This is a genomic window from Pseudomonas sp. PB103, assembly GCF_009764635.1.
Lineage (GTDB): Bacteria > Pseudomonadota > Gammaproteobacteria > Pseudomonadales > Pseudomonadaceae > Aquipseudomonas.
Window position 1 is genome coordinate 18,621 of sequence record NZ_RWIL01000123.1, and the last position, 12,746, is coordinate 31,366.

Genomic DNA, 12,746 nt, shown 5'->3' on the forward strand with positions numbered 1-12,746 from the left:
GCGGCAGCTCCTACATCGATCCGTGTAGGAGCTGCCGAAGGCTGCGATCTTTTGATCTAAAAAAAGGCGACCCGAAAGTCGCCCTTTTTTTACTTACGCCGCACTGAACAACTTATGCGGATCAATCACAAACTTCTTCGGCACGCCCGCATCGAACTCGCCATACCCTTCCGGCGCCTGATCCAGACTGATCACCTGCACACCCACCACTTCGGCGATGTTGATGCGATCCCACATGATCGCCTGCATCAGTTGGCGGTTGTACTTCATCACTGGAGTCTGGCCGGTGTGGAAGCTGTGGGATTTCGCCCAGCCCAGACCGAAGCGAATGCTCAGGCTGCCCATTTTCGCCGCGGCATCCACAGCACCCGGATCTTCGGTTACGTACAGGCCCGGGATACCGATTTTGCCCGCTACGCGCACCACGCCCATCAGCGAGTTGAGCACGGTGGCCGGGGCTTCCGATTTCGCGCCGTCGTGGCCGTGACCGCGGGCTTCGAAGCCGACGCAGTCCACCGCGCAGTCGACTTCCGGCTCGCCGAGCAGCGCGGCGATCTGTTCGTGCAGCGGCGCGTCTTTCGACAGGTCGACGATTTCAAAACCTTGCGCTTTGGCGTGGGCCAGGCGAATGGTGTTGACGTCGCCGATGATCACCACCGCAGCACCGAGCAGACGTGCAGACGCGGCAGCGGCCAGACCGACCGGGCCAGCGCCGGCAATGTAAACGGTACTGCCCGGGCCGACGCCCGCAGTGACCGCGCCGTGGTAGCCGGTCGGGAGGATGTCGGAGAGGCAGGTCAGGTCGCGGATTTTCTCCATGGCCTTATCGCGATCCGGCAGTTTCAGCAGGTTGAAGTCGGCGTACGGCACCAGCACGTATTCGGCCTGGCCACCGGTCCAGTCGCCCATGTCGACATAACCGTAAGCGCCGCCGGCACGGGCCGGGTTGACGGTCAGGCAGACGCCGGTGTGTTGCTCTTTGCAGGAACGGCAGCGCCCGCAAGCGACGTTGAACGGTACCGAGACCAGATCACCGATTTTCAGGTTTTCGACGTCGGAGCCTTTTTCGATCACCTCGCCGGTAATCTCGTGGCCCAGCACCAGACCGGTCTGCGCCGTGGTACGGCCGCGCACCATGTGTTGGTCGGAGCCGCAGATGTTGGTGGAAACCACTTTGAGAATGACCCCGTGCTCGATCTTGCGACCGCGCGGGTCCTGCATTTTCGGATAGTCGATTTTCTGTACTTCGACCTTGCCAGCGCCGAGATACACCACACCACGATTGCCAGACATGCTTTCACCTCGCTGTTGTTTTTATGGAACCGCGTTGCCCAGGCAGGCAGCGCGTTAAATGCTCGGGTACAGATGCTGTTTCTTGTGTTGCCTGTCAGGGCCTCATCGCTGGCAAGCCAGCTCCCACAGGGATTTGTGTCGTTCACAGAATTTGAATTCAACACTGAATCCTGTGGGAGCTGGCTTGCCAGCGATGGCGATCTAGAGAACGACCGTACGATTGGCGTTCAAAAACACCCTTCTTTCGATGTGATAACCCACGGCCCGCGCCAGTGTCAGGCCTTCAATATCGCGCCCCTTGGCAATCAGATCCTCAGGGTAATGACTGTGATCCACCGCCTCGACGCCCTGGGCAATGATTGGCCCTTCATCCAGATCGTTATTGATGTAATGCGCCGTCGCGCCAACCAGTTTCACGCCCTTGTTATAAGCCTGGTGATACGGCTTGGCGCCCTTGAAACCCGGCAGCAGTGAGTGATGAATGTTGATCGCCTTGCCATCGAGCTTGCGGCACAACTCCGGCGACAGCACCTGCATGTAGCGGGCGAGGATCACCAGTTCAGCGCCGGACTCTTCGATCACCTGCCACACCTGACGCTCCTGCGACGGCTTGTCGTTGGGGTCGAGGGGGAAATGGTAGTAGGGAATCTGGTGCCAGTCGGCCAGTGGCTTCAAATCCGGATGGTTGGAGACCACCGCCGCGACGTCCATCGACAACTGGCCGATGCGCTGGCGATAAAGCAAATCGTTGAGGCAGTGATCGGCCTTGGAAACCATGATCACCACTTTTGGCCGGTAATTCGGTGCGGTCAGTTCGAAGATCATGCCGAAGGCCTGGCCACGTTCGACGAGGCCTGCGCGGAAGGACTGCTCGTCGAAGCCGTCAGGCTGACGGAATTCCACGCGAATGAAAAAGCGCCCGGAGAGGCGGTCATCAAACGAATGGTGCTCGGTGACGTAGCAACCCTGCTCGAACAGAAAACGCGTGACCGCGTCCACGGTGCCGAGGACGCTGGGGCAGTCGGCGGTCAGAATCCATGTGTCTGGGGCGCGGCTCATGGTGCGGTGACTCCTGTTCTTGTGCGGGGTGTCAGGTTTTTCCCTCACCCTAGCCCTCTCCCAGAGGGAGAGGGGACTGACCGAGGTGTTCTTTCGAGCTACGCCGACCTGAAAATCTGAAGGTGAATGCAGATCGCAAAAACACCCGAGATCGGCTCCCTTTCCCCCTCTCCCCCCTGGGGGCGGTCCGACGTTTCGGGAGGGCTGGGGTGAGGGGGTAGCTTTTGATCTTTCAGGCCTGAACGCTCAACCCGTACTCGGCCGATGCATCCTGCAACCACAACCACCAATAATCCGAAAAACTGCGACGAATCAGCAGCTCCCAAGTGTCTTCAGCGGTATGACGAATCATCAGCTGCGACTTGGCGAACACCGTGCCGACCGCTTTACCCACCGGAAAGTTATTCGGATGCACGTCATAGCTGGTGGATTTCATCAGCACCTGACGCACGTTCGGCCCGCTCAGTTCGAGCACTTGCTGGCCGCCGCTGACGTTGACGATCGCGATGTGCAGATCGCCCAGTGCTTCACGCAGTTTCTGTTCGGCGGCGAATTCTTCACCGCTTGGCACGATCAGCAGCCACTCGTCCGGGCCCATCCATTGCAGGCTGGTTTCGCCTTTGACGATAACGCTCAGCGCGCCGGGCAGTTCGATGCCCAGGGCCTTGTGCACACCGGCGGCGAACGCGGCATCGTGGCCATCGCCACGAATGGTCAGGTGGCCGAGGAGTTTCTTTTCACGCACGATCACGCCGGCGTTCTTGCGGCCCTTGCCGACCAGGCTGGCGAGGTCGGCATGGTGCAGCGACGACTCGGCCTTGGCGCCGGTGGTCGGGCGTTGTTGGTAAACATTGGCTGTGGTCATAAAGCACCTTCCTGAATTCGTAATCCCTGTGGGAGCGGGCTTGCCCGCGATTGCGATCCGTCAGTCACAGATGTGTTGTCTGATCTGACGCCATCGCGGGCAAGCCACGCTCCCACAGGTACTGTGGGGTCAGATGTTCTGGCGATCCCCCTTCGGATCGAAGAACACCGAAGAAACGATTTCCGCCTCGATCACGCTGCCATCGGCCAGCGGTGCAAACACCCGCTCACCGAGGCGCTTCAGACCGCCCTTGACCACACCCATGGCAAACGAATAACCGAGGGAGTTGTGCGCGTAGCTGGAGGTCACGTGGCCGACCATGGTCATCGGAATCGCCTGCTTGGTGTTGAACACCAGTTGCGCACCTTCCGGCAGCCACACGTTCGGATCGATCGGCTTCAGACCGACCAGTTGTTTTCGCTGATCCTTCACGCAGTCTTCACGGTTCATGCCACGCTGGCCGATCCACGAGAACGGTTTGGTGCGACCGACGCACCAGCCCATGTTCAAGTCGTCCGGGGTCATCGAGCCGTCAGTGTCCTGACCGACAATGATGAAACCCTTCTCGGCACGCAGTACGTGCATGGTTTCAGTGCCGTACGGGGTCAGGTTGTACTGCTTGCCGGCCTCGACGATTTTCTCCAGCACGCCCATCGCATAGTCGGCCTGCACGTTGACTTCGTACGACAGCTCACCGGTGAACGAGATACGGAACACCCGCGCCGGCACACCGCCGACCAGACCTTCTTTCCAGGTCATGAACGGGAACGCTTCGTTGCTCAGATCAATGTCGGTCACGGCGCTGAGCAACTTGCGGCTGTTCGGCCCGGACAGGGTCATGGTCGCCCAGTGGTCGGTGACGGACGTGAAGTAGACCTTCATGTCCGGCCATTCGGTCTGGTGGTACAGCTCCAGCCATTGCAGCACGCGAGCCGCGCCGCCGGTGGTGGTGGTCATGACGAAATGGTTGTCGGCCAGACACGCCGTGACACCGTCGTCGAAAACCATGCCGTCTTCTTTGCACATCAAACCGTAGCGAGCCTTGCCCACGTCGAGCTTGGTCCAGGCGTTGGTGTACACGCGGTTAAGAAACTCGCGGGCATCCGGGCCTTGAATGTCGATCTTGCCGAGGGTCGAGGCGTCGAGCAGGCCGACACTGTCGCGCACGGCTTTGCATTCACGCTTCACGGCGGTGTGCAGATCTTCGCCGTTTTTCGGGAAGTACCAAGGACGTTTCCACTGGCCGACGTCTTCAAACTCGGCGCCGTTCTTCACGTGCCAGGCATGCAGGGCGGTGTGACGCACCGGTTCGAAGATGTGCCCACAGTGACGACCGGCCACGGCGCCGAAAGTCACCGGCGTGTAGTTCGGACGGAACATCGTGGTGCCCATCTGCGGGATGGTTACGTTCAGCGAGCGGGCCGCGATGGCCAGACCGTTGACGTTGCCGAGCTTGCCCTGATCGGTGCCGAAGCCCAGCGCGGTGTAGCGTTTGACGTGTTCGACCGACTCGAAACCTTCGCGAGTTGCCAGCTCAATGGCAGCAGCGGTCACATCGTTTTGCAGGTCGACAAATTGCTTCGGCGCCCGTGCGGTGTTCTTTTCATGCGGCACCTGGAACAGCGCCAGCGTCGGTTCTTCGTGACGGCTCAGGGCTTTCGGCAGCACGCCTTCGACGGTCTGAAAACCGGCTTCAGCAGCAGCGCGCACGCCACCTTCAAAACCGTCAGCCAGCGAATCGCCGAGACCGTAAACACCGTTGATGCCACCGACGCACACGCGTTTCTGCGGTGCTTCGCCCGGCACGAAACCGAGGATGTCTTCACGCCAGGTCGGCTTGCCACCGAGGTGCGAAGCCAAGTGAACGACCGGGCTGTAACCGCCGGAACTGGCAACCACATCGCAGTCGAGCCATTCGCCCGGACTGGTCACGGCGTGGGCTTTAACATCAATCGCCGCCACGCGGGCAGCGGTGACGCGTTTGCTGCCACGGGCCTCGATCACGGCGCTGCCAGTGAGAATCCGAATGCCTTTGGCACGGGCTTCTTCTACCAATGCACCACGCGGATTGCTGCGCGCATCGGCGATGGCCACCACTTGCAGACTGGCGTCGAGCCAATCCAGCGCGACGCGATAGGCGTGATCGTTGTTGGTGCTGAGGACAAGCTTCTTGCCCGGTGCCACGCCATAACGGCGTACGTAAGTCGACACCGCACCGGCAAGCATGTTGCCCGGCACATCGTTGTTGCCGTAAACCAGCGGACGCTCGCAAGCACCGGTCGCCAGCACGACACGCTTGGCGCGAACACGGTGGATACGCTGACGCACCTGACCAATCGGCGCACGGTCACCGAGGTGATCGGTAAGACGTTCGTGAATGGTCAGGAAGTTGTGGTCGTGGTAACCGTTGACCGTGGCGCGCGGCAACAGCAGCACGTCCGGGGTGTTCTTCAATTCGGTGATGACACTGGCGACCCAGTCCATCGCCGGTTTGCCGTCGAGGCTTTCACGGGAATCGAGCAGGCTGCCGCCGAACTCTTCCTGCTCATCGGCAAGAATCACTCGGGCACCGCTGCGCGCCGCTGCCAGTGCAGCGGCGAGACCGGCGGGGCCGGCGCCGACGATCAGCACGTCGCAGTGCTGGTTCATGTAGTCGTAAGTGTCCGGATCGACTTCGGTCGGCGAACGGCCAAGACCGGCAGCCTTGCGAATGTACTTCTCGTAGGTCATCCAGAACGATTGCGGGTACATGAAGGTTTTGTAGTAGAAACCCGGCGGCATCAGCTTGCCGCCGACCTTGCCGAGAATGCCCATCATGTCGTTGTTGACGCTCGGCCAGCCATTGGTGCTGGTCGCGACCAGACCTTGATACAGCGCCTGCTGCGTGGCGCGCACGTTGGGGATCTGCGTGGCTTCGGTAGCACCGATCTGCAATACCGCGTTCGGCTCTTCGGCACCGGCAGCAAAGATGCCGCGCGGACGCGAATACTTGAAGCTGCGGCCAATGATGTCGACGCCGTTGGCGATCAGCGCGGCGGCCAGCGAGTCACCCTCGAAGCCCTTGTAGCTCTGACCGTTGAAGGTGAAGCTCAGCACTTTGTTGCGGTCGATCCGTCCACCGTTGGACAGGCGATTGGTCTGGCTCATACCTTCTCTCCCAGCGCCGTCGTGGCTGTTTTCGCCGTATCAGCCTTGTCGGTGAATTGCGGCTTGGTGCCGATCTTGTAGGTTTCGAGAATCTCGTAGGTCACGGTGTCGCGGGTGACGTTGAAGTACTGACGGCAACCGGCGACGTGATCCCACAACTCGTGGTGCAAACCGCGCGGGTTGTCGCGGAAGAACATGTAATCGCCCCACTCCTCGTCGGTGCAGGCGCCTGGATCGAGCGGGCGCGGAATGTGCGCCTGACCGGATGCGTGGAATTCCTCTTCGGAGCGCAGTTCGCCGCAGTGAGGACAGAAGATATGCAACATGGGGATTTCTCCTATCAAGCGCCGTGAAAACGTAGCGAGCGAAGGCAAGACAAGGCAAAAACAGGCGAGAAAGCGGAGCTTAGTTTACTAAGTGAGCATTTCGAGCCTGTTTTTAACGCCGTATTGCCGAGCGCAGTAGTTTTCATGGGGCCTTTGTTAGTGGGCAACCGCAGCAGCGCCATGTTCATCGATCAACGCACCGTTGTGGAAACGGTCGATGGAGAAAGGTGCGGCCAACGGGTGCATTTCACCCTTGGCCAGACTCGCGGCAAACACGTTGCCAGAGCCAGGTGTGGCCTTGAAGCCACCGGTGCCCCAACCGCAGTTGAAGAACATGTTCGGTACCGGGGTTTTCGAAATGATCGGGCAAGCGTCCGGGGTGGTGTCGACGATGCCGCCCCACTGGCGGTTCATGCGTACGCGGGACAACACCGGGAACATCTCGACGATGGCCTGGATGGTGTGCTCGATCACCGGGTACGAACCGCGCTGGCCGTAGCCGTTGTAGCCGTCGATACCGGCGCCGATCACCAGGTCGCCCTTGTCGGACTGGCTGATGTAACCGTGCACGGCGTTGGACATGATCACGCTGTCGATAATCGGTTTGATCGGCTCCGACACCAGTGCTTGCAGCGGGTGGGATTCGATCGGCAGACGGAAACCGGCGAGCTTGGCCATGTGTCCGGAGTTACCGGCGGTGACCACACCGACGCGCTTGGCGCCAATGAAACCCTTGTTGGTTTCAACACCGATGCACACACCGTTTTCCTTACGGAAACCGATCACTTCGGTCTGCTGGATCAAGTCCACGCCCAAAGCATCGGCAGCACGGGCAAAGCCCCAGGCCACGGCATCGTGACGGGCGACGCCGCCGCGACGCTGAACGGTCGCACCCATCACCGGGTAGCGGGTGTTTTTCGAGCAGTCGAGGTACGGAATTTCGTCAGCGACTTGCTTGGCGTTGAGCAGTTCGCCATCGACGCCGTTGAGGCGGTTGGCGCTGACCCTACGCTCGGAATCACGAATGTCCTGCAGGGTGTGGCACAGGTTGTAGACGCCACGCTGGGAGAACATCACGTTGTAGTTGAGATCCTGCGACAGGCCTTCCCACAATTTCATCGCGTGCTCGTAGAGGTGCGCCGACTCGTCCCACAGGTAGTTGGAGCGCACGATGGTGGTGTTGCGCGCGGTGTTACCGCCGCCCAACCAGCCCTTCTCGACCACGGCAACATTGGTGATGCCGTGTTCTTTCGCCAAGTAGTAGGCAGTCGCCAGACCGTGCCCGCCACCGCCGACGATGACCACGTCGTAGACCTTCTTCGGCGTCGGTGTGCGCCACATGCGCTGCCAGTTTTCGTGGTGGCTGAGGGAGTGTTTGAAGAGGCCGAAGCCCGAATAGCGTTGCATAGTCAGTTACTCCAGAACACTCAGCGATAAACCGGGAAGTCTGCGCACAGGGCCGACACTTGCTGGGCAACATTGGCTTCGACATCGGCATCACCGAGGTTGTCGAGGATGTCGCAGATCCAGCCGGCCAACACTTCGCACTGGGTCACTTTGAAACCGCGAGTGGTGACAGCCGGGGTGCCGATGCGCAAGCCCGAGGTCACGAACGGCGATTGCGGGTCATTCGGCACGGCGTTCTTGTTGACGGTGATGTGCGCACGGCCAAGGGCGGCGTCGGCGTCTTTGCCGGTCAGGCCCTGACGGATCAGGCTGACCAGGAACAAATGGTTGTCGGTGCCGCCGGACACTACATCGTAGCCACGTTTGATAAACACGCTGGCCATCGCCTGAGCGTTGTCGATCACTTGTTGCTGATAAGCCTTGAAGCCCGGCTCCAGCGCTTCCTTGAAGCACACGGCTTTACCGGCGATGACGTGCATCAGCGGGCCGCCCTGAGCGCCGGGGAAAACCGCAGCGTTGAGCTTCTTCTCGATCTCTTCGTTGGACTTGGCCAGGATCAAGCCGCCACGTGGACCGCGCAGGGTTTTGTGCGTGGTGGTGGTGACCACGTCGGCGTACGGCAGCGGGTTCGGGTACAGACCGGCGGCAACCAGACCGGCGACGTGGGCCATGTCGACGAAGAGCAGCGCGCCGACTTTGTCAGCGATCTGGCGGAAGCGTGGGAAGTCGAGGGTCTTCGAGTAAGCGGAAAAACCGGCGACGATCATTTTCGGCTTGGATTCGACGGCGAGACGCTCGACTTCGTCGTAATCGATCAGCCCGGTGTCGGTGTTGATGCCGTACTGCACGGCGTTGTAGAGCTTGCCCGAGGACGACACTTTGGCGCCGTGGGTCAGGTGACCGCCGTGGGCCAGGCTCATGCCGAGGATGGTGTCGCCCGGCTGGATCAGCGCCAGGTAAACGGCGCTGTTGGCCGACGAACCGGAGTGCGGCTGAACGTTGGCGTAATCGGCGCCGAACAGCTGCTTGGCGCGTTCGATGGCCAGTGCTTCGACTTTATCGACGTGCTCGCAGCCGCCGTAGTAGCGCTTGCCCGGATAACCTTCGGCGTATTTGTTGGTCAGGCCGCTGCCCTGGGCTTCCATTACGCGTTTGCTGGTGTAGTTCTCTGACGCGATCAGCTCGATGTGATCTTCCTGACGTTGCTCCTCGGCATTCATCGCCGCCAGCAGTGCATCGTCGTAACCCTGGATCTGGTCTTGCTTGCTGAACATCGCGTCTCTCCCAGCGGCATCTTTGCGCCATTCGTCTCGGTAAGGCACTGGCAATGATGGCAGTGCCCTTTGATGCCGATGGTATGACCGGCGCAGACAGCTCAAATGCCTGCGCGCGCCACGCAAAGGTGCGTTTACGACATGGCTGAGAATGACCCGAAGAATGCATCCCCCTGTAGGAGCTGCCGAAGGCTGCGATCTTTTGACTTTGATTTCCAAGATCAAAAGATCGCAGCCTTCGGCAGCTCCTACAGGGGTTATGCGAGCAACTGGCGGATGGCGAGCAGCAGGAGGAAATGCGCGGGGTAGAGGGCGTAAGCCCAGCGGCGCATTGGCGGTGGCTGGAGATGTCGCCCATGTCGCAACAGGAACACTCCGAGCATTGGCGCGAACAGACAGGTGGCGATGCCGAAAATGGCAACGCTATTACCGAAGATTGCCGATTCATACAGCACCTGCCACTGATTCGCTGCGAGACAAATCAATCCCGATAGCACGCTGAAATACCACGGACGGCGAAACACCAAGAGCATCACCAACGGCAACAGCACGCCGAAGAAGCCGAACATCAGTCGCTCCGGGAACACAGCGGCCAGCGCCAGTGCGGTGATACCCAACAATCGCGCCATGATCGTGGGGTCCTGCCACGCACGCGCCACGAGCAACCCCAGCGCCAGCGTCGGCAGCACATTCAGTGTATTGGGATCGGGAATGAACAGCCGGTACGGAATCTCGCTCACCAGGCTGAACAGCAACAACCAGCCCAGATACCGCCACTCCATTCTCCGCGATCCATCGCGCGAAAGATTCGCCGCCATCGCCAGACAAAACCACGGAAACGCCAACCGCCCCGGTACGTACAGCCAATCGGCGGAGAACCCGACATATCGCAGGTGATCGAGCAACATGCTCAACAGCGCCAGCCACTTGAGCAGATCCAGCGCGCCGTCGCGTTTAGTCAGGTGCATAATCGGCCTGCGTCCATGTAATGTTCTGACAGCGACATCCCGTGTGCTCCCCGGAAGATCTTCGGTAAAGTGCGCACCATCATTGACCACGAGCCTTCACAAGAGTCTCGACCACGGAAGCCGGCCATGACCGACAAGAGCCAACAATTCGCCAGCGACAACTACTCCGGTATCTGCCCTGAAGCCTGGGCTGCGATGGAGCAGGCCAACCACGGCCACCAGCGCGCTTATGGCGACGATGAATGGACCGCACGCGCGTCCGACCATTTCCGCAAACTGTTCGAAACCGACTGCGAAGTGTTCTTCGCCTTCAACGGCACCGCCGCCAACTCGCTGGCCCTGTCGTCGCTGTGCCAGAGTTACCACAGCGTGATCTGCTCGGAAACCGCTCACGTCGAAACCGACGAATGCGGCGCCCCGGAATTCTTCTCCAACGGCTCGAAACTGCTGATCGCCGGCACTGAAAACGGCAAGATCACCCCGCATTCGATCCGCGAAGTCGCGCTCAAGCGCCAGGACATCCACTACCCGAAACCGCGCGTGGTCACCCTGACCCAAGCCACCGAAGTCGGCAGCGTCTACACCCCGGAAGAAGTCCGCGCCATCAGCGCCACTTGCAAAGAACTGGGCCTGCACCTGCACATGGACGGCGCGCGCTTCTCCAACGCCTGCGCCTTCCTCGGCTGCTCGCCAGCGGATCTGACCTGGAAGGCTGGTGTCGATGTGCTTTGCTTCGGCGGCACCAAGAACGGCATGGCCGTGGGTGAAGCGATCCTGTTCTTCAACCACAAACTGGCGGAAGACTTCGACTATCGCTGCAAACAGGCCGGGCAGTTGGCGTCGAAAATGCGCTTCCTCTCGGCCCCGTGGGTCGGCATTCTCGAAACCGACGCCTGGCTGAAATATGCGCGCCACGCCAACCACTGCGCGCAATTGCTGGCAGAACTGGTCAGCGACATCCCCGGCGTCGAACTGATGTTCCCGGTGCAGGCCAACGGTGTGTTCCTGCAACTGTCGGAACCGGCCATCGCCGCCCTGACCGCGAAGAACTGGCGCTTCTACACCTTCATCGGCAAGGGCGGCGCACGCTTCATGTGCTCGTGGGACACCGAAGAAGAACGCGTCCGCGAACTGGCCCGCGACATCCGCGAAGTCATGTCCGCCTGACCTCAGGACTTACCAACATCCCCTGTGGCGAGGGGATTTATCCCCGATCGGCTGCGCAGCAGTCGTAAATCCTGAGAACGCGGTCTTACGGATAGATCGCATTCGTAGGTTTTGGGGCTGCTTCGCAACCCATCGGGGCGGTGCGACGTTTCGCTAAATCCCCTCGCCACAAAAGCCCCTCCCTCAAGCAATCTCAATGCCCTGCTTCTGCCCTGAAAGACTTGGTCTACATTGTCTGTCGAGCCCTTCGCTCACATAACAATAAGCAGGAGCATCGGCATGTCGTTACAAGGCAAAACCCTGTTCATCACCGGCGCCAGCCGTGGCATTGGCCGTGAGATTGCGCTGCGTGCCGCGAGGGACGGGGCCAATATCGTGATTGCGGCGAAGAGCGCCGAACCCCACGCCAAACTGCCCGGCACCATCCACAGTGTCGCCGCCGAAGTCGAAGCGGCGGGCGGCAAGGCCCTGGCATTGCAAGTGGATGTGCGTGATGAGGACGGCGTGCGCCGGGCACTGGCCCAGGCCAACGAGCATTTCGGCGCAATCGATGCGCTGGTGAACAACGCCGGGGCGATCAAGTTGACCGGTGTGCAACACATCGAACTCAAACGTTTCGACCTGATGCACCAGATCAACACCCGCGCGGTGCTGCTGTGCAGCCAGGCCGCCCTGCCCTATCTGAAAAAATCCACCGGGCACATTCTCAACCTGTCGCCACCGCTGAATCTGGCGAGCAAGTGGTTTGCACAGTTCAGCCCTTACACCGTGACCAAGTACGGCATGAGCATGCTGACGCTGGGGATGAGCGAGGAGTTTGCCGGTTACGGCATCAGCGTCAATTCGCTGTGGCCGCAGACGATGATTGCTACAGCGGCGATCGAGTTTCAGTTGGGGAATCGGGAGTCGTTCAAGCAGGCGCGAACGCCAGCGATCATGGCGGATGCGGCGTACGTGATTCTGGATAGCAGCGGGCGGCAGATGACCGGGCGGTTGTTGATTGATGAGGAAGTTTTGCGGGAGAGCGGTGTGACGGAGTTCGGTCAATATCGCTTTGATCGAGAAAGCGACGCGGCACTAATGCCGGATTTGTTCGTTGACTGAAAAGCCCCTCACCCTAGCCCTCTCCCGGAGGGAGAGGGGACTGAATGAGGGATATTTGAGAATTACGCCGACGTGAAACTGCTGTACCGAATCCACAATCGATAAGGTCTTTCAGGTCGATGTATAGCGCCAGACA

General features: G+C 60.3%; 10 protein-coding genes. 2 read left to right on the forward strand and 8 right to left on the reverse strand.

The genetic code is table 11. The features are described 5' to 3' along the window. Positions 1–93 precede the first annotated feature (93 nt). From fdhA to EJA70_RS21725, 8 genes are all read right to left on the reverse strand, one after another. Positions 94–1,293: a formaldehyde dehydrogenase, glutathione-independent gene (gene fdhA, locus EJA70_RS21690; protein WP_008086916.1), complete on the reverse strand. Its 1,200-nt coding sequence runs from the start codon at positions 1,291–1,293 to the stop codon at positions 94–96. Between the two features lie 201 nt (positions 1,294–1,494). After that, positions 1,495–2,352 (reverse strand): formyltetrahydrofolate deformylase, encoded by an 858-nt coding sequence (purU, locus tag EJA70_RS21695; RefSeq protein ID WP_158833402.1) that lies wholly within the window; start codon positions 2,350–2,352, stop codon positions 1,495–1,497. Positions 2,353–2,584: 232 nt separating this feature from the next. Further along, a complete protein-coding gene (locus EJA70_RS21700; protein ID WP_008086919.1) occupies positions 2,585–3,217 on the reverse strand; it encodes a sarcosine oxidase subunit gamma in 633 nt (210 codons plus the stop codon). A gap of 129 nt (positions 3,218–3,346) precedes the next feature. Continuing rightward, entirely contained in the window at positions 3,347–6,364 is a 3,018-nt protein-coding gene (locus EJA70_RS21705) for a sarcosine oxidase subunit alpha (protein WP_158833404.1), read from the reverse strand. Next, complete coding sequence (locus tag EJA70_RS21710) at positions 6,361–6,690, reverse strand: sarcosine oxidase subunit delta (RefSeq protein WP_016986286.1); 330 nt, start codon at positions 6,688–6,690, stop codon at positions 6,361–6,363. Before EJA70_RS21710 ends, EJA70_RS21705 begins: the two co-directional genes overlap by 4 nt. Positions 6,691–6,846: 156 nt before the next feature. Beyond that, positions 6,847–8,097, reverse strand: coding sequence for a sarcosine oxidase subunit beta (locus tag EJA70_RS21715; protein ID WP_003206307.1), 1,251 nt, complete (start codon positions 8,095–8,097; stop codon positions 6,847–6,849). A 20-nt stretch (positions 8,098–8,117) separates the two neighbouring features. Then, positions 8,118–9,371: a serine hydroxymethyltransferase gene (locus EJA70_RS21720; protein WP_008086924.1), complete on the reverse strand. Its 1,254-nt coding sequence runs from the start codon at positions 9,369–9,371 to the stop codon at positions 8,118–8,120. Positions 9,372–9,628: 257 nt separating this feature from the next. Beyond that, positions 9,629–10,339 carry a TraX family protein gene (locus EJA70_RS21725; RefSeq protein ID WP_158833406.1) on the reverse strand — a complete coding sequence of 237 codons (711 nt, stop codon included), beginning with the start codon at positions 10,337–10,339 and terminating at the stop codon, positions 9,629–9,631. Between the two features lie 126 nt (positions 10,340–10,465). Here EJA70_RS21725 and EJA70_RS21730 point away from each other — a divergent pair, with 126 nt between their 5' ends. Together EJA70_RS21730 and EJA70_RS21735 are read left to right on the forward strand one after the other, a co-directional pair. Then, positions 10,466–11,506: a low specificity L-threonine aldolase gene (locus tag EJA70_RS21730; protein ID WP_158833408.1), complete on the forward strand. Its 1,041-nt coding sequence runs from the start codon at positions 10,466–10,468 to the stop codon at positions 11,504–11,506. Between the two features lie 279 nt (positions 11,507–11,785). Next, positions 11,786–12,610 carry an NAD(P)-dependent oxidoreductase gene (locus EJA70_RS21735; RefSeq protein ID WP_158833410.1) on the forward strand — a complete coding sequence of 275 codons (825 nt, stop codon included), beginning with the start codon at positions 11,786–11,788 and terminating at the stop codon, positions 12,608–12,610. The last annotated feature ends 136 nt before the right edge of the window (positions 12,611–12,746 follow it).

Bases quoted from the DNA above. Each gene is read 5' to 3' on its own strand.
- fdhA (WP_008086916.1), bottom strand. From the start codon at position 1,293: ATGTCTGGCAATCGTGGTGTGGTGTATCTCGGCGCTGGCAAGGTCGAA.
- purU (WP_158833402.1), bottom strand. From the start codon at position 2,352: ATGAGCCGCGCCCCAGACACATGGATTCTGACCGCCGACTGCCCCAGC.
- EJA70_RS21700 (WP_008086919.1), bottom strand. From the start codon at position 3,217: ATGACCACAGCCAATGTTTACCAACAACGCCCGACCACCGGCGCCAAG.
- EJA70_RS21705 (WP_158833404.1), bottom strand. From the start codon at position 6,364: ATGAGCCAGACCAATCGCCTGTCCAACGGTGGACGGATCGACCGCAAC.
- EJA70_RS21710 (WP_016986286.1), bottom strand. From the start codon at position 6,690: ATGTTGCATATCTTCTGTCCTCACTGCGGCGAACTGCGCTCCGAAGAG.
- EJA70_RS21715 (WP_003206307.1), bottom strand. From the start codon at position 8,097: ATGCAACGCTATTCGGGCTTCGGCCTCTTCAAACACTCCCTCAGCCAC.
- EJA70_RS21720 (WP_008086924.1), bottom strand. From the start codon at position 9,371: ATGTTCAGCAAGCAAGACCAGATCCAGGGTTACGACGATGCACTGCTG.
- EJA70_RS21725 (WP_158833406.1), bottom strand. From the start codon at position 10,339: ATGCACCTGACTAAACGCGACGGCGCGCTGGATCTGCTCAAGTGGCTG.
- EJA70_RS21730 (WP_158833408.1), top strand. From the start codon at position 10,466: ATGACCGACAAGAGCCAACAATTCGCCAGCGACAACTACTCCGGTATC.
- EJA70_RS21735 (WP_158833410.1), top strand. From the start codon at position 11,786: ATGTCGTTACAAGGCAAAACCCTGTTCATCACCGGCGCCAGCCGTGGC.